Genomic DNA, 15,401 nt, shown 5'->3' on the forward strand with positions numbered 1-15,401 from the left:
ATTTCCTATTGATCAAAAATTAATAGAGGCATTTTAGTGACCATTGTATTCATTTTAATATTTGCAATGGCCTGGTCTAAATTATCCATCATATCCCAGAAGTTACTCTTCTTCTTTTTCTTTATATATTTTAGAGAGAACTCCCCTTCTAGTTTAAGCTCTTTATGAATATCACGTCCAGCCTTCCAAAGACTTCCCATCTCATCAACAAGCCCTAGCTTTAAGGCCTCTTCGCCTGAGAATATTTGTCCTTGCGCTAATTCAACAATATCTTTTTGTAACTTGTCCTTTCTTGTCAGCTCAATATCTCTCATAAACTGTTTATGTACTCCGTTAATCATTCCTTGCATTAAAGAGCTCTCTTCAGCGGTCATATCCCTTGTAGGAGAACCAATATCTTTATATTTTCCCGCCTTCATTGGTTTTGGCTTAACTTTCGCAAATTCATATAATTTTGAAAGATCCGTAAAGTTCATGATAACACCGATAGATCCAGTCAAAGTTCCTGCTGAAGCATAAATCCTTCTAGCACCGGCACCTAGATAATAGCCTCCACTTGCTGCAATCGCCCCAAAACTTGCGTAAACAGGCTTTCCTTTAGATTTTTCATCTTCTGGGTTCCATCCACTATCTATTCTTCTCATTTCTTCATATATTTCTTGAGTAGGACCAACTGCTCCACCTGGAGAATTAATCCTCATAATAATAGCTTTAACAGTCTTATCTTCTTCCGCCTTAAATAATAGCTCTACAGTTTTCTTGGCATCCATAATAACACCTTCAACTTCTATTACTGCAATCTGGGCCTTTTTATTCTTAATATCAAACGCCTTTGACTCATCATTAAATGCTTTCATAGTAAAACTAGCGAAAACCATCATGATAATAAAAAAAAGAAAAACCATTAAAAGAATTCCAATTACTGCGCGATTTTTTGTCTTCAACTTATTACTCCGAGATTTATTTTATTTTCTAGGTATATCTTCCCAAAAACATTAGGTTACGTAAACTTTACCTAAAAGTTTCTCTAAGGTTTTTTACAAAAATTGTCGATATAGCTATAGAAATATCATACGGAGTCAATATGAGATGGTCCCTAATAAGTACTTTTATTCTTTTTCTAAGCCTTAATACAATGGCCCAGCACTATAAAGCGCCTCATTTGAAACTCTCCATGCATCCCGACAATTCTGGTCAGACAATACGAGAAGGACAATGGGAAAATGATTACAAAGTAGAGGAAAATGTTTATCCAGATAGAGATGTGGCCTCAGAAGAAGAAATAAAGAAGGATGATTCTAAAGAAAGAAGTCCTTCTTCAGAAAGAAAGCCGTCTTCAAAAGGAAAAAAGCCAGGGATTGAACCGTGGCCATTTAATCCAAATGAAGAATAATTAGTCCCAAAGATTTAATTTATCGTGCTCACTTTTTAGTTGACCACAAGCTGCCAAGATATCGTTACCCTTTGTTATACGAGTAGTACAGATATAGCCTCTTCTCATTAATTCATTTTGAAACCATTCTATTTGCTTATCACTTGGTCTTTTAAATCTAGATTCTGGATATTCATTAAAAGGTATTAGATTAACTTTTGAAACTTTCTTATCTAAAAGGTCACACAGACCCTCTATATCTTCAGGTCTATCATTCAATTCTGAGATTAGAATATATTCATAGGTGATATAACGATGGGCCTTTAATGGTATTTTCTTAATTGCACCAAAGAGTCTCTCTAAATCATATGCTTTATTGATTGGCATTAATTCAGTACGAATATTATTGTGAGCAGCATGTAAAGAAATTGCGACATTTACAGGAGGAAAATCTTGTAACTTCTCAATCTGAGGAACTAAGCCAGAGGTAGAGAGAGTTATTTTTCTTTGACCTAGTCCTATTCCCTGATCCTGCATGAAAACTTTAGTCGCTTGCTTAACATTTTCAAAATTATGTAGAGGCTCACCCTGTCCCATATATACTATATTGGTTAATCTAGCTTCTTCATCAACATTATCTCTAAGCCACTTAGTCACGGCCGTATACTGGCCTACAATTTCACCAGTAGTAAGATGTCTAGTAAGGCCCATCGTTCCCGTGTGACAAAATGTACAACCAATAGCACATCCTATTTGAGATGATACACAAAGAGTAAGGCGATTATTCTTGGCAGGAATTGCCACGGCTTCCACTGTATTTGAATCACTCATGCCAACTAAGAATTTTCTAGTTCCATCCGAACTTAGGCCATTCCAAACAATTTTTGGTAAAGAAGTATCAAAATTCTCTAAAAGATTTTCTTTAACCTTTGAAGATACATTGGTCCATTTGTCCATATCGAATTGATACTTTTTAAATATCCAATTATAGACTTGGTCCGCAGCAAACTTGGCCAGTCCACTATCCTTTAAATATGTTCTCAGCTCATCAATAGTGAGCGAATAGAGTGATTTCTTCTGTGCATTCAAAATGAAGCTCCAAATATGGTTATCTTAAGAGCCAGATATATATGTTTCTAGTAACTTATACAAGTATCGAGGCAAAGTTTACAATGATGACCCTTCTTATTTTCAGATACTTAGAAGTCTTAAAGGTTCATAAGTTTACAAAATGCAGCAAAAAAGTGAAAATGATTAAAGAGACGTTGTTGAAAGGCACTACGAATGATTAAGACTCTTATATTTTCAATTATTATCTTTGGATCGACTGCCAGTAGTTTCTCATGGCCAGGAATTTACGTACCAAAGGACAATGAAGTGCTTAGCCAATATGGTAAAAGCGAGTCAAAGTTTTTAGATAAAGATGAAATTGATGTTTTTGTTTGGAATATCTACAAGGCCGACTACTATCAATGGGAAGAGCAATATAACTCCCAACTTCCTAACTTTGATCTATTTCTAATACAAGAGGTTTTAACTAAACCTGAAGTAGTAGATATATTTGAGGGTAAGCACGGTATTCAATACACCAGTGCAACCTCTTTTAAATATAAGAAGACAGGGTTTTCAACAGGTATTGCAACAGGTTCAAGGTCACTTGCTCATTGGAAAAAATTCTTAAGAAGTTCTAAGCTTGAACCAATTATAGGCACTCCTAAACTTACACTTTTTACAAAGTATTCACTTAAAGGGAGTAATAAGGACTTATTAGTTGTTAATATACATGCAATCAATTTTGTTACATCGTTTGCCCTACACTCACAGCTAAAAGATGCCGCAAAGATAATTAAAAAGCATGACGGTCCCGTTATTTTTGCTGGTGACTTTAATACATGGACATACGAAAAACAGAGCTTCCTACGTGAACTAACTCAAAAAATGGGCTTTAGTGAAGTAACTTTTAAAAATGATACCCGTAAAAAGATGTTTGGATGGATATTAGACTTTATTTTTGTAAAAGACCTTGAGATTCTTTCCTCAAAAGTTCACGATGAACTTGATGGCTCTGACCATAAGGCCATTAGTGCAAAACTAAAACTTAAAGATTAGTCCTGATAACTTTTTCAATAAATGAGATGCCTCTACCCTTTGCTGCTTTTACCATATACTTAGATTTAGAAATTTTCCTTCTTAAATTATATATATGGGTATCTAAAGAGTGAACTTTAACTTGAGCTTCATCTTCCCAAAGAAAGTCTGCAATAAACTCTTTAGAGTGAAGTTTCTCTGGGTACTTCATTAAAATAGACAGTATTTTAAACTCTATCGGCGTCAATGATAGCTTATCACTATTTAAAAATACACTCTGAGACTCAAAGCTTAGAAATAAGTCTGCTAAGCGTAAATCACTCACCTTTAGAGGCTGGAATCTCTTTGTTTTATTTATTAAACGTACAGAAACTTCTTCATCACTCAAGCCCAAAGAAATATAGTCATCAATTCCATAATAGAAACTTTCAATTCTAACTTTAGAACACTCACGATTAGAGAGTGTACATAATCCAACTTGAGATCTATTAAGCTCTATTTCTAGGTCTTTTAATAATTCAAAATACTCTTTATTAGCAAGGTTTGAGTTATCTATGATAACTAAGGCAAGCTTCTTTGTTTTTTTTATAGATTTTAAAAGCTGAACAGTACTATCAAAAAATACTATTTGGAATTGTTCTTCAAGGGAGCTTAAAAACTTTCTTCCGCTTCCTGTATTCTGATTATAATAAAATACTTTAGTTTTCATATTAAAAATTCTACCAAGAATCTAAAAAAACTAAAGACTAGCTTAAAGAAAATTTCTGAAAAGAATTACTAAAGCTTCAAAACCCTCTCAAAGAAAGACTTTTTTTGAGTCACTGCTAAATTCTCGAGTATATTACCCCGGCAATTTAATCCCTCAAGTAATTCAGTCAAGTTTGAAGAGTCCTCAATTAATCCATTAAACTCTTCAAGTGAATGAAGTGATATATATGGAAGCTTTAACTCATCACAAATAGCAAAACCAAACTTACTCAAATCTTCTAAGCTCTCAAATGGACCAAACTCATCCTCATTCTCTCTAGTTAGAAAAAAGTCTGCGTATATTTTATCTAAGAAATCCTTTTTCAAAGGTCCAGAGGATGAAATAACATTTATCAAATAGAAGCCTGCAGCAGATCTATCTTTGCTATTAAACTCGGTTCTATGTTTATAAATGGCTATTAACTTATCCATAATCAAATCCTATGAGAAAACACCAAAATCAATAGAGACGGAACCATCTGGTAACAAGTCTCCATTAATTTCATGCTGAATTGTTGTAATATTTGCATTTACTTCATCTATAATTTTTAAAAGAGCAAAGTTCTTTTCAAATTTTAGTTTAAACTTCTTTTTATAGCTTGTTGGATTATAAATACTAATTCTTCTAATCTCTTCATAGTTAAGCTCGCTGGCACCAGAAGCACGAGTTCTCCAAAAGTACTCAACAATATCATCACTTTCAACATCAATATGTTGAATTTCGAATGTGCTTACTAACTTAGACCAGAATTTAACCCTATCCTGTAAAGATCTCTTTAAGAGCTTTTCACCATTAAAGATAACGAGCTTTCCTTCGCCCAGTTGAGTATAAGTAACCTCTGTAAGAAAGTTCACTTTCTCCACTTCCAAGTTATTCTCTAACAGAAAAGACTCTAGTCTACGAGATAACGGATCACTTAGCCCCGTATTATCAAGTATGACCTTTCCCCCATTCATAAATATTTTTAAGATGGTTCGAAAGTCACTGTCGTCTAACTCCTCTCCCCTAACAAAGTAATAATTAAGTTCACTTGATTCCAAGTAACTCCACTTAAAAGAAGTTAAGCTCTTATATGCAAAACAATTATAGTACTCTTCATCAAGCTGCTTTATTAAGCCCAAGTCATCCCAATAGTTCTTATCATCCATAGATGAAAAAATATTAAAAATATTTAAGATTCCAAATTGAACACTACCGGATGAATAAACCTCTCCCTCATTCAACTTTTCTTGAATACAAGTTTCTCCCATCTCTTGAAGCTGTCTCCCTAAAACTCCTTTCTTTTTCCTTTGAGGAAGTAGAATTGAAGATGGAGTAAAGCCTCTTCTCATTATCTCAGAAAGATCATGAGAGTAGTCACTAGTATGATCATTTGCACTCATTCTATTTAATAAATCTCTTGAAGAGCCTCCTAGAAAAGAGAAGTCTAATACTCCTTCCCAGTTCGATGAAACTCCAGAGCTTAATGATTGCTCATATAATGAAGAAATTGTCTGCTGAAACTCTTCTTTAACCAACTTCTCTTCTTCTATTGATTCAATTCCAGAGAATTCTTCAGTATTATTTGTAGAACGTGCTTGAAGAAATCTGCTAAAGGCCTGTTCAAATGTCTGAGAGTGATCATCAAGGTAGCTTATGAATTCTTTCCCTTCTAATCTTCCGCATCTATAACCATAGACATCACTAGTGATTCCTTGTTCTGAAATATATCTTCCTAGTACTGTACAAAATTTAGAGTAAGCTTGGAAAACACGAGAATCATAAAAAGAAAAAAGTTTATGAATATTATCTTCACTATCGATAAGCCCATAGGCCATCCCTTCACTATTTAGGGAAATAGATCTGGCCAATAAGTGTGGAACTCCACCATTTGCAAGAAAAGGAACAGGAGTCAAAGGAACTAAGAATATAATCTCTTTTCCAATTTCTTGAGATATTGAAAATAATTTCTTTAAGTCTGTTTCAGGTTTAGTATCGGCGAAGTCGTATGAGTCACCTGTATCAGAATGAAATGACCAGTTTATTGGAATTAAAATTTTTCCGCTTGCGCTAAATTCTTCTAATTTAGTTTTCCATAGGGAAGATGAAGTTTTCCAATATAAAAACCAATTCTCTCCTGGAAATACTGCGTCAGCATCCCTTACTACGGGCGTCGTTAGACTCACTGAATACCTCTTCTCTGATCTAAATTCTTCCATGAAATTTCCTTAAGCCCTTAAAATTGTATCAATTTGTTTGAAATGATGTAAAGCATCTTTTGAATCAAAATGCTCGAGGAATGCTAATTAAAGGCCATTGTTAGACTTTCTTAGATATCTTTAAATAAACGACTACCATTTAAAGTGAAACTTCTCGGTAATTGACTTAAAACTTTTGTTAGCAGTGCAAACATATAAGCTTCCATCTGAGTTAAACTCGCTAACTTGATGAAAAAATCGAGGATTAAATGAATTAACCAATACAAAACTCATTGTTTCAACCTCATGTTCTGCTAGAACAACATTACTTGAATCTATAGACATGAGATTTTCATAATTAGAGCTCTTAATCGCCTCTTTTGTTATTTCTTCCCATTCAAAATGCCCCATCTTGAGAGTTCTACTCTTTGAGCATTTTTCTGTATTATACGAAATCATATTTACAAAACTCTTATAATCGACTCCATTATGTGCATCCATACTGAGTCCTCTTCTCCACTCCAAAATATTTAAATCAAAAATATCCAACGACTTTAATATATCGCTAAAAGAAATTGTTTGATTAAAAGCATCTAAGATCCCATCGTAGAATATTTTTTCAAGTATTTGAGAAGGAGTAAATATTGCTTTTTTCCATATTTCATCATTAAACTTAATTGTACCAAATGGTTCATTAGACACGATATGTTCAGCTTCTGTGTACTTGAGAGAGCTCATCATCTTTAAACTGGCCAAGAGCGCCTCATTCTTTACAGGAACTATGGCAAACCCATTACGAGATAAATTTAGGCCAATATCACAGTTTTGAATTAATGAGGAATTAATCTGTAATCCTTCAATCGATATAAATCTGCAATCTTCGCTTGGGTAATTATCATAGAATATATTCTCACTAAGAATATAAGAGTCCTTTGTCTCTACAACTTTTATAAATCCATTTTCACTAAATATAGGGGCAGCACCGTAGAACTTTAATAAATAATCATAAAGGTCTGTATCTTCAAAACGAATATTTTTTGAAATCTCTACCTGTGCATTATCAAAAAAAGTTTTTAGTATTTTTTCCATAGATTTTAGATTAACTCTGACCCATACTTAACATATGAATAATATTCTTGAACAATTAGATAGAGAAGGCTTCATATTTAAACAATATGACCCCTCTATTATCGACTTTCACGACTTAAGCTCTTCTATATCACGACTGAAGTCTTATATTGAGGAGATCATTTCCATTAGCGGTGAAAGCTTATTTTATGATATCGACACAATAGAATATAAGCAACAGATAAAACCCCATTATCATGTAATCCCAGGAACCTTTCAAGTTGTTGCTTGGATTCCAGAAGATAATTTCGAAGGTAGAAAATTTATTTTCGGGACTCAAAAGAGTTTAAATACAACAACTCCGAAACTTGGATACTTCTGTATCATGAAGCCTAATGATCCTCACTTTATACACGGTGTAACGTCTCTTCAATCGAAGACTTCAATTAGATCTATAGGATTTTCGAGTCTCATAAAAAAGGTTGAAGGTAATCAAGATATTTTTGCTCAAAATCCCCCTACTCTCTTCAAAGATATTCCAATTGAAAGTCTAATCAATTGAAGGCCAACTAGGACTCCAAAGATAATTTGTAAGAAGTACTATTTCATTTTTCTTACGCAATTTTTCAACTTTATGAACAAACATAGGGTTAAGAGTATTCATTAGTATTACCATTGAGTCAGCAATTTGAATCTTGTCTATACTAGAAACTCTATCATCAGAAACACTTTCAAAAGGATTTGGAATACTGGGTTGCTCAGCTGGAGACATATCCAGTGCCTCCTTACTAAAATCTAAAAAATCTTCTCGTTTACCAACAAGTAGTTCCCTCCCCTCAATAGGTTTTTCTTTAGCAAAGTAAATGAAGAACATGTAATGAAGTCTTGAAAAATAGTCCATATGAAAACTGTAGGGACCGTGTGTACTTTCTAAGTCGTCCTTATCATAAATATATTTAACAATATCTGAAGTTTGTAGTTGATGAGCATTAATATGAAAATTCCCTTGAGGGATCTGAGAAACACATTGCCTGGTAATCTCTTTCATATAGTCAGGACCTCTATGTAACTCGGGCCTATCGTAATCAGCTAACGTTGCAAAGTAAGCATGATAAATAGATTTAGACATATTAAGTTCTTTATTAATACCATGAGGTATAAAAGCTTCATTAAGGGCTTGCAAAGAGAGAGTATCATCGACTTGAATATTATTCAAAACACAGTAACCTTTCTCTGCAACTGACTTCCATTCAATAGAGGGCGTAACAGGCTTCAACTCCATCTCTAAGAACATTTTAGGGATAACAACTCCAACCCTATCAATTCCATCTACAGGGTAATACGTTTCATCATAAAAGTAACCATTGCTATCAACACCAATAAAGAGATGAGAGCTGTTTTCAGTATAAACTAAAGGACCAAAAATATTTCCATAGAACTCATAAAGCCCTGTTTCTTTGAAAGTATTAAAATTGTTAAACTTACCTTTTCGATATCTAAAATAGTTATTTATTTCTTTAATCATTTCTAAAATCTTCCTTTCTTCCAAGGCCACCTGTGATAGAAATAATTTGATGATCACTAATAAGCTTATCTACCCCGTGAAATACATCAGGGTCCGTAGTATCAAGAAAGCAAACAAGTCCATTAGTTGGACGAACCTTCTGTCTTCCTAAGTGACGTTGGATTAAAAAGTCTCTTCCAACAAAATCCTCACTCTTGCTCAACCAAAGAATTACTTCAAATGGACAAAACTGAGAAACTTCATTATGCATCTCAATCCACTCCCCCTGAATCATTTTATTAATATCAAAATGAAAGTCGTTTAAAGTTTGAATTAAATATTCATCCTCTGTACATGTCTTAAAAAAGTCGATCAACTCAAGTCTTAAGCTGTCTTCTACATCTCTTATCCTATAGCGTAACTCACCATCACAAACACCAAAGTCTTTAAATTCGAGAGACCAAATTTTATCTTCTAAGGCGCTAGGTAGCTTCTTTTGAACAAAGCAGAATTTATCAAGCAATATACTATTATAAGAAATCAAAATTTCATCACTCCATCTGTCTCAATATCCCACTCATCTACATCTTTATCCAACAATGATTCTTTAAACATAAAATTCATTCTCAAAAAATATCTATCACCCCCTGAAATTCCTACGACTTGGTGTGGAAAATGATAACTGGCGGGAAAAATCACAACTTTTCCAATCTCTGGAGCAATTACTACTTTTTGAATAGGAAAACAAAGCTGTCCACCTTCGAACTCTTTATCGTTTAAATATAACAAGCAAACAAAAGGTCTTTGCTTTATCGCTTCTTCACCTACAATTACCTGTGTATCAAAGTGAAGGTCGTCATATGCTCCAGTGGGCTGCTTAATGATACCAATCCCTAAAAGAGATACATCACTTATAGTAAGCAAGCTTCCAAAGTTGTTAAAATATTCTTCAACTAGAGGCTTTAGCTTGAGCTCAAGATCAACGCAGAGTTTTTCAAGTTCGCACTGTCCTACTTTATCTCTCCAAAACACAAGATCAGAATAGTTTTCAGAATACATATTCCTAATCTTAATTATATCTAAGCATTCTGTAGCAGAGAAAATATTAGGAAATTGCATTATATAATCCACTATATCTCCAATTCATCTACTTGATATGCATCGAAATCAATTTTCATTGTGATACGGCAAACATGCTTGCTACCTTTTATAACTGGCATAGAGGTATGTGGATAAGAAAAATTACAAGGAAAAATAACGGCCTTCCCAAGCTCAGGAGAAACCTTAACATTCTGCACGGGAAAAAGTAATTCTCCTCCTTCTTCTACAGCTGTTAAATAAACAAGAATAACAAAAGGCTTAATAATAATATCTCGATTCTTTACTTTTACCAGTTCCCAATCATAGTGTAGCTCTGTAAACTCTCCAAACTCATCATTCAAAAAACCAATATGAGAAATAGATATAGATTCTAAAGGTAATTGTCCCAGGAATCTATCTGAGTATTCTTTTAATGATGGTTTAATTCTTTGTTCTAGTAATTCAAACTCTTCGGCCCAATCTAAATTGGAAGAGAGTTCGTCAGAGTAAACTAAATAATCAGTTAATCTATTATTAACTGTTGAATATTTTCTTCTCTTGTCTAGAATTCTTTGACATTGTTCACGAGAGAGAAAATCTTTCCATTCAACGACAGCGCTATAACTCATTAGAAATAATCCTTAGACGTCTTAGTACTATTAATTATACTGTCCTTCTTGAAATAATAGGCCATTCTTAATACATATCTATTGGCCCCAATCGCTGGATTTGTTAAATGCGGAAACATGAACGATGTAGGAAAGATTAACCCTAACCCTACTTTTGGCTTTATAGATGTCTTCTGAATAGGAAAAATAAGTTCACCACTTTCAAAGTTATCATTAAGATAAATTAAAATAGCGAAGTTTCGAATATACTCCTTATCATTCATGTAAGAGATTTCGGCATCGTAATGATACGGAATATTAAAATTCTCTTGATGCTCCATTATGGAAATATGCTTTAAATAATAAGACTCACAGTTTAGTAATGTTGAATATGATAAATAACTCTCAACTATTGGCCTACACTTTTCGTTTAAATCTAGAAATAAGTCACTCCAATGCCTCTCCTGTGGAATACTCCATTCTTTAACTATTCCATGAAGATTTGCATCTGATCGCTTTGTATCAATATGACTTTCTTTGAGATAATTCTCTATAATAGATTCACAATTCTTTGGAGATAAAATATTTTCATATTCTTGAATAAAACTCATGCCAAAATCTTACACCTATTGGTTTACTATCGAAATTAAAAACCACTCAACACAGCGCAACATCGTTTTACAAAGGACTCGCCTTATTAGTAGGATTAAGTAAGGCGAAAAATGATTACAAGAGATAATTTACAATTCTACGTACGTACAGCTGAAAACTGTAACTTGAACTGCAAACACTGCTTCACATCGGGACGCAATGGCGATCCTTCAGTATTTAATGCTGAAAATACATCTAATTATATTCAAAAAATTGTAAAAACCTTCAATGTATTGAACTTTAGAGTTGTCTTACATGGAGGAGAACCAATGTTAGCTCCAATTAGTGAGCTAAATTGTTTTATTGACCAGCTTCAATCCATCCCACAATTAAACAGTATTGGAATCCAAACAAATCTGGCCTACGAACTAAGCGAAGAAAAACTCACTTTTTTCAATAATCATTTTAAGCAATATGGAATAGGTACCTCTTGGGATGCAGATCTGCGCTTTGGACTAGTTGACTTCAAGAGCAAGACTAAGGTTTTAAAACTTTGGGAAAATAATGTTAGAACCTTAATAGAAAATGGACATAACTTAACATTATCTATCTGCCTATCTAAATATCTAATCGATCATTTTGAGCCAAGACAACTCATTGAATACGCTATTGACCTAGGTTTTCAAAATATTTTATTTGAAAGAATTACGGAAGATGGAAGCGCTATTACAAATAATTCTATCCGACCTTTGAATCTGCATCTTGATCGATGGCTCCATAAAATGTTTATTCAGACCTTAGAGAATCAATATGAAAAAAGAATCAACAACTTATTTCTTGGAGAGCTTGCGACATCCTATATTTCTAAAACTCATACTGCTAACAGATGTCGAAACTGTGAATTAAGCCTAATAACAATTGGTGCAGCTGGAGACTTATCCGGATGTCCAAACTCTGCAAAGGAAGTCACATGGGGATATATTAATGAACCTATTTCCACCCCCCTCTCTTCATCAAACAGGTTAAATGCAATCTGTAAGGAAAAAATACGAAACCCAATTTGCGAACAATGTGATATTAGAGAAATTTGCAACAGTGATTGCTACAAACTTCCATGGCAAGATAAGATTTGTGCAGCTCCAAAACTTATTATGAAAGAAATGAAAAGAAATAATAACATAAACGATTACCAGAGATTGCTATGAAAGAATGGCATATTAGACATAAAATATTTCATCAAATCTTTAAAGATATGGACTTAGGAGACGATCTCTCTAAAGAAATAATAATAGAAGAACATGATGAAGACAGTATTGTAAAAAGGGCGTTACAATACCCTCAAATACAAACAAAAGAATTATACTACCCAGGGAAATCGTTCTGTGTGGCCATAATATACGCTAAACTTCTAGAAAAACACTTTAAAGAAGACTTCTATGATTCTTTAAATGATGAGCGGCTTCTATATGAAAATGACCCATATTTCATACCTTATAATAAGGCCAAATCCACCTACGATAGAATTCTTTCAGAGTTTGATTGGGATCTATTCGAGAACCTAAACAAAGCTTCCGAGAATTTCAATAAAACCTGTGAATACTTTGATAAGGAATTTCTCTTACATGAAGACACTAGAATGTTCGCCCCTACTAAGTAGTGATGATATTGAAAAAATTTTTAAAAGTAGTCATCTCTTTTCATTAAATAGCTTTTACACTATTGACCCTACAACTAGAACCTATGATGCAAATATAAAGTTTGAATCCTATATTGAGTACTCTACCTTTATTAGAAAGTCTTTTCTTGCAGGAGAAACTATTATAGTAAAAAATCTAGAGAACTTTACACCAAAAATTAGAATGAGATGTTCTGAACTATCCTCCAATGTAGATGTTCACATGTACCTTGTGCCACCAGAAGGAAGAAGTTCTTTCCAATACCATATCGACGATCGAGATGTAGAAATAGAAATGATCTATGGAGAAAAGGATTTTTTTATAAAAGAAAATGAACGAGAAAAAGTGGTTACTTTAAAGAAAAGTGACAGACTTACTATTCCAAAAGGAACTTTCCATAAAGCAGTACCAAAAGGGCCTTCATGCTTACTCAGCTTTGGAATATTGGAACCAATTAACTACGACATACCAGGAGGAATCACCCAAGAGGATCTATTTTAAATTTTTATACCAATCTAGAAGATGAAAAAAGCCATTACATGACAGGTCTAAACTCTCAACCTTCCTATAATGCTCTGTTAAACAATTCCCCAAATATTCGCACTTAGAACAAATTTCGTTCCTCTGAACTCTAGCATGTTCTAGTCGCTCCCATTTCTTATAATCATCTAATCTATCCAACTCTAAAAAATATTCATCTTCTTTTTCGTCAAACTCTAGAACAGCAAATTTTCCATTTGGAGTTATATAGAGATGATCATCTGAAAAAGCATTTCTTTTCTTACTAAGTGAGTTTTCAATTTCTCTTTCATTTACAAACTCAAAATTCTTAACGATATCTGATTCAATCCACTTTTTCACAAACTCCTCAAAGTCTTTAAAACTAACCTCGAAAGAGTTCGCTTGATTGGTGGAATATGGCTTAATCTCGACACTTACTACATTACCAATTGAATTAAATGTCGAAATCATTTTACTAACATCCATCTTCAACAATTTAGACGAAGCAAGCATAAGAATAGAAATTTCTTTATTAGTTGTTATTATATTTTGTAGAACTTTTTCAGAAGACTCTCTGGCTTCAAAATCAAAACTAACTGATAAAGAGACATGTTCTTTTAAAAAGAATGGATGTACTTGATAGAGATTTGTTACTATATTTATACTGGGGTCGAAAGCTTCATACAAAATTTCATCCAACTCTTCTAAATATTCATTAGATAAAAGAGATATTTCACCGCCATAGAGATCAACATGATCTACACTATGGTTTGAATCCTTCAGTTCCTTAATTAACTGCCGCAGCTTAGTTAAAGGAAGAGTCAATGGATCAGATAATTGACTCTTAGTAAGATAACAAAAGTCACAACGAAAGTTACATTGATAAAGCGGATTAATGGACAGATTTAAAAAACTCACATCAACCCCATTTCTATTACTCTTTCACGAAACCTCATCATACTTTTACAACTATGATCTACTAAGTTCGCTTTTTTTGTATCTTTAACAGTCTTAAAGCATCCATTGCAAATATTAAAGTTCACGCAAGATAAGCACTCTTCTTTCATATATTGTAATTCAATATCACCTTGCAATGGTCTAAAGAACTCTCCAGCCATTTCTCTTTCAAAATCTATCCCATATTCAAGATCATCACCAAAGGCTCCACAAGAACTATACTCATAACCATTTTTCATCGGTTGCAAATTTCGTATCCCCTCATCGCAATTTCGATTAGAAGGACAGTTTGTGTGTTCAGAAGTTTTCAGCTTCTTTAACATTTGCTTGGTATTAGATTCAAATAGATGCAAGTCTTCTGCATAAATATCGAGATAAGAGTTATACATATCGCCTATAGTAAAAATCTCTTTAGAGCGTCCCGAAGCATGAAGGTAATTCAACTTGCATTCAACACCCAAACTCTTAGCAAGTCTCACAAGGTCAAGAACTCTCCACGAATTCTCTTTTGTAATGACCGAAACAAAAGAAGGAGTATATCCAAAGTCTTCCTTAAATGAAGTCAATATTTTTAAGAAGGTATCAACATCTAATTGTCTATCTTTTGTTATATATCTTTCGCTAAAATCAAATGATGTTCCAACCTCTACCTCTTCACAATGAAACAACTCCCTCCACTTACTTGGTCGTTGATAATAGTCCCACAAATTGGTACAAAGATGTAGAACAGTACTTAGTCCCCTTGATCTAATTTCTGCTATTATTTTAAAGTAAAAGCTGGGGTCGACAACCAATGGATCTCCACCATTAACAATTATACTATTTGTTTGGGGGAACCTATCTAAGAACTCTATAACCTTAGAAACATCCAGGTCATCATTTACAGAGTTAGAGTTAGCAATCTCTGTCGAGGAGCAAAAGCTACACGAAAAATTACACCTTTGAGTAGGTTTAATAATGAGATCCATCAAACGTCATCCATTGACATAGGTTTAGAGTTTACATAAAATTACATAAATACTACATCTATA

At 33.5% G+C, this 15,401-nt stretch carries 19 protein-coding genes; 6 read left to right on the forward strand and 13 right to left on the reverse strand.

From position 1 onward, the window contains the following. Positions 1-5: 5 nt before the first annotated feature. The gene (gene sppA / locus DPQ89_RS02550; RefSeq protein ID WP_127714857.1) at positions 6-944 is read right to left on the reverse strand and encodes a signal peptide peptidase SppA; all 939 of its coding nucleotides are present in this window, start codon (positions 942-944) and stop codon (positions 6-8) included. 140 nt (positions 945-1,084) lie between these two features. Between sppA and DPQ89_RS02555 the strand changes: the two genes are divergently transcribed. Next, positions 1,085-1,393: a hypothetical protein gene (locus tag DPQ89_RS02555; protein WP_127714859.1), complete on the forward strand. Its 309-nt coding sequence runs from the start codon at positions 1,085-1,087 to the stop codon at positions 1,391-1,393. On the opposite strand, the gene rlmN is transcribed toward DPQ89_RS02555, so the two are convergent. Next, positions 1,394-2,461 (reverse strand): 23S rRNA (adenine(2503)-C(2))-methyltransferase RlmN, encoded by a 1,068-nt coding sequence (rlmN, locus tag DPQ89_RS02560; protein ID WP_164848226.1) that lies wholly within the window; start codon positions 2,459-2,461, stop codon positions 1,394-1,396. Positions 2,462-2,656: 195 nt separating this feature from the next. Between rlmN and DPQ89_RS02565 the strand changes: the two genes are divergently transcribed. Further along, positions 2,657-3,481, forward strand: coding sequence for an endonuclease/exonuclease/phosphatase family protein (locus DPQ89_RS02565; protein ID WP_127714863.1), 825 nt, complete (start codon positions 2,657-2,659; stop codon positions 3,479-3,481). On the opposite strand, the gene DPQ89_RS02570 is transcribed toward DPQ89_RS02565, so the two are convergent. From DPQ89_RS02570 to DPQ89_RS02585, 4 genes are all read right to left on the reverse strand, one after another. Beyond that, positions 3,471-4,169 (reverse strand): winged helix-turn-helix domain-containing protein, encoded by a 699-nt coding sequence (locus DPQ89_RS02570; RefSeq protein WP_127714865.1) that lies wholly within the window; start codon positions 4,167-4,169, stop codon positions 3,471-3,473. The genes DPQ89_RS02565 and DPQ89_RS02570 overlap by 11 nt on opposite strands. Positions 4,170-4,237: 68 nt before the next feature. Further along, on the reverse strand, positions 4,238-4,639 hold the full coding sequence (locus tag DPQ89_RS02575) for a hypothetical protein (protein ID WP_127714867.1): 402 nt from the start codon (positions 4,637-4,639) through the stop codon (positions 4,238-4,240). Between the two features lie 9 nt (positions 4,640-4,648). After that, on the reverse strand, positions 4,649-6,406 hold the full coding sequence (locus DPQ89_RS02580; protein ID WP_127714869.1) for a hypothetical protein: 1,758 nt from the start codon (positions 6,404-6,406) through the stop codon (positions 4,649-4,651). 132 nt (positions 6,407-6,538) lie between these two features. After that, positions 6,539-7,474: a hypothetical protein gene (locus DPQ89_RS02585; protein ID WP_127714871.1), complete on the reverse strand. Its 936-nt coding sequence runs from the start codon at positions 7,472-7,474 to the stop codon at positions 6,539-6,541. Between the two features lie 34 nt (positions 7,475-7,508). Between DPQ89_RS02585 and DPQ89_RS02590 the strand changes: the two genes are divergently transcribed. Continuing rightward, positions 7,509-8,015, forward strand: coding sequence for a hypothetical protein (locus tag DPQ89_RS02590; RefSeq protein ID WP_127714873.1), 507 nt, complete (start codon positions 7,509-7,511; stop codon positions 8,013-8,015). Here the strand turns inward: DPQ89_RS02590 and DPQ89_RS02595 are convergent. The 5 genes from DPQ89_RS02595 to DPQ89_RS02615 are packed head-to-tail and all read right to left on the reverse strand — an operon-like array spanning position 8,004 to position 11,256. Further along, positions 8,004-8,978 (reverse strand): hypothetical protein, encoded by a 975-nt coding sequence (locus tag DPQ89_RS02595; protein WP_127714875.1) that lies wholly within the window; start codon positions 8,976-8,978, stop codon positions 8,004-8,006. The two genes, DPQ89_RS02590 and DPQ89_RS02595, sit on opposite strands and share 12 nt — an antisense overlap. Then, complete coding sequence (locus tag DPQ89_RS02600; RefSeq protein ID WP_127714877.1) at positions 8,971-9,480, reverse strand: hypothetical protein; 510 nt, start codon at positions 9,478-9,480, stop codon at positions 8,971-8,973. The genes DPQ89_RS02595 and DPQ89_RS02600 overlap by 8 nt, the downstream gene beginning before the upstream one ends. A 17-nt stretch (positions 9,481-9,497) precedes the next feature. Beyond that, positions 9,498-10,088 (reverse strand): 2OG-Fe(II) oxygenase, encoded by a 591-nt coding sequence (locus DPQ89_RS02605; protein ID WP_127714879.1) that lies wholly within the window; start codon positions 10,086-10,088, stop codon positions 9,498-9,500. Then, positions 10,088-10,666 carry a 2OG-Fe(II) oxygenase gene (locus DPQ89_RS02610; protein ID WP_127714881.1) on the reverse strand — a complete coding sequence of 193 codons (579 nt, stop codon included), beginning with the start codon at positions 10,664-10,666 and terminating at the stop codon, positions 10,088-10,090. Before DPQ89_RS02610 ends, DPQ89_RS02605 begins: the two co-directional genes overlap by 1 nt. Beyond that, positions 10,666-11,256: a 2OG-Fe(II) oxygenase gene (locus DPQ89_RS02615; protein WP_127714883.1), complete on the reverse strand. Its 591-nt coding sequence runs from the start codon at positions 11,254-11,256 to the stop codon at positions 10,666-10,668. Before DPQ89_RS02615 ends, DPQ89_RS02610 begins: the two co-directional genes overlap by 1 nt. A 111-nt stretch (positions 11,257-11,367) precedes the next feature. Here DPQ89_RS02615 and DPQ89_RS02620 point away from each other — a divergent pair, with 111 nt between their 5' ends. Genes DPQ89_RS02620 through DPQ89_RS02630 form a run of 3 tightly spaced genes read left to right on the forward strand, consistent with a single transcriptional unit; the run spans position 11,368 to position 13,413 of the window. Then, entirely contained in the window at positions 11,368-12,441 is a 1,074-nt protein-coding gene (locus DPQ89_RS02620) for a 4Fe-4S cluster-binding domain-containing protein (RefSeq protein ID WP_127714885.1), read from the forward strand. Continuing rightward, complete coding sequence (locus DPQ89_RS02625) at positions 12,438-12,893, forward strand: hypothetical protein (RefSeq protein WP_127714887.1); 456 nt, start codon at positions 12,438-12,440, stop codon at positions 12,891-12,893. The genes DPQ89_RS02620 and DPQ89_RS02625 overlap by 4 nt, the downstream gene beginning before the upstream one ends. Beyond that, positions 12,859-13,413 (forward strand): hypothetical protein, encoded by a 555-nt coding sequence (locus DPQ89_RS02630; RefSeq protein ID WP_127714889.1) that lies wholly within the window; start codon positions 12,859-12,861, stop codon positions 13,411-13,413. The genes DPQ89_RS02625 and DPQ89_RS02630 overlap by 35 nt, the downstream gene beginning before the upstream one ends. Here the strand turns inward: DPQ89_RS02630 and DPQ89_RS02635 are convergent. Together DPQ89_RS02635 and DPQ89_RS02640 are read right to left on the reverse strand one after the other, a co-directional pair. Then, positions 13,405-14,331 carry a radical SAM protein gene (locus tag DPQ89_RS02635; protein WP_127714891.1) on the reverse strand — a complete coding sequence of 309 codons (927 nt, stop codon included), beginning with the start codon at positions 14,329-14,331 and terminating at the stop codon, positions 13,405-13,407. The genes DPQ89_RS02630 and DPQ89_RS02635 overlap by 9 nt on opposite strands. Then, positions 14,328-15,338 (reverse strand): radical SAM protein, encoded by a 1,011-nt coding sequence (locus DPQ89_RS02640; RefSeq protein ID WP_127714893.1) that lies wholly within the window; start codon positions 15,336-15,338, stop codon positions 14,328-14,330. The genes DPQ89_RS02635 and DPQ89_RS02640 overlap by 4 nt, the downstream gene beginning before the upstream one ends. Between the last annotated feature and the right edge of the window lie 63 nt (positions 15,339-15,401).

It is taken from the genome of Halobacteriovorax sp. HLS (genome assembly GCF_004006665.1).
Taxonomy (GTDB): Bacteria; Bdellovibrionota; Bacteriovoracia; order Bacteriovoracales; family Bacteriovoracaceae; genus Halobacteriovorax.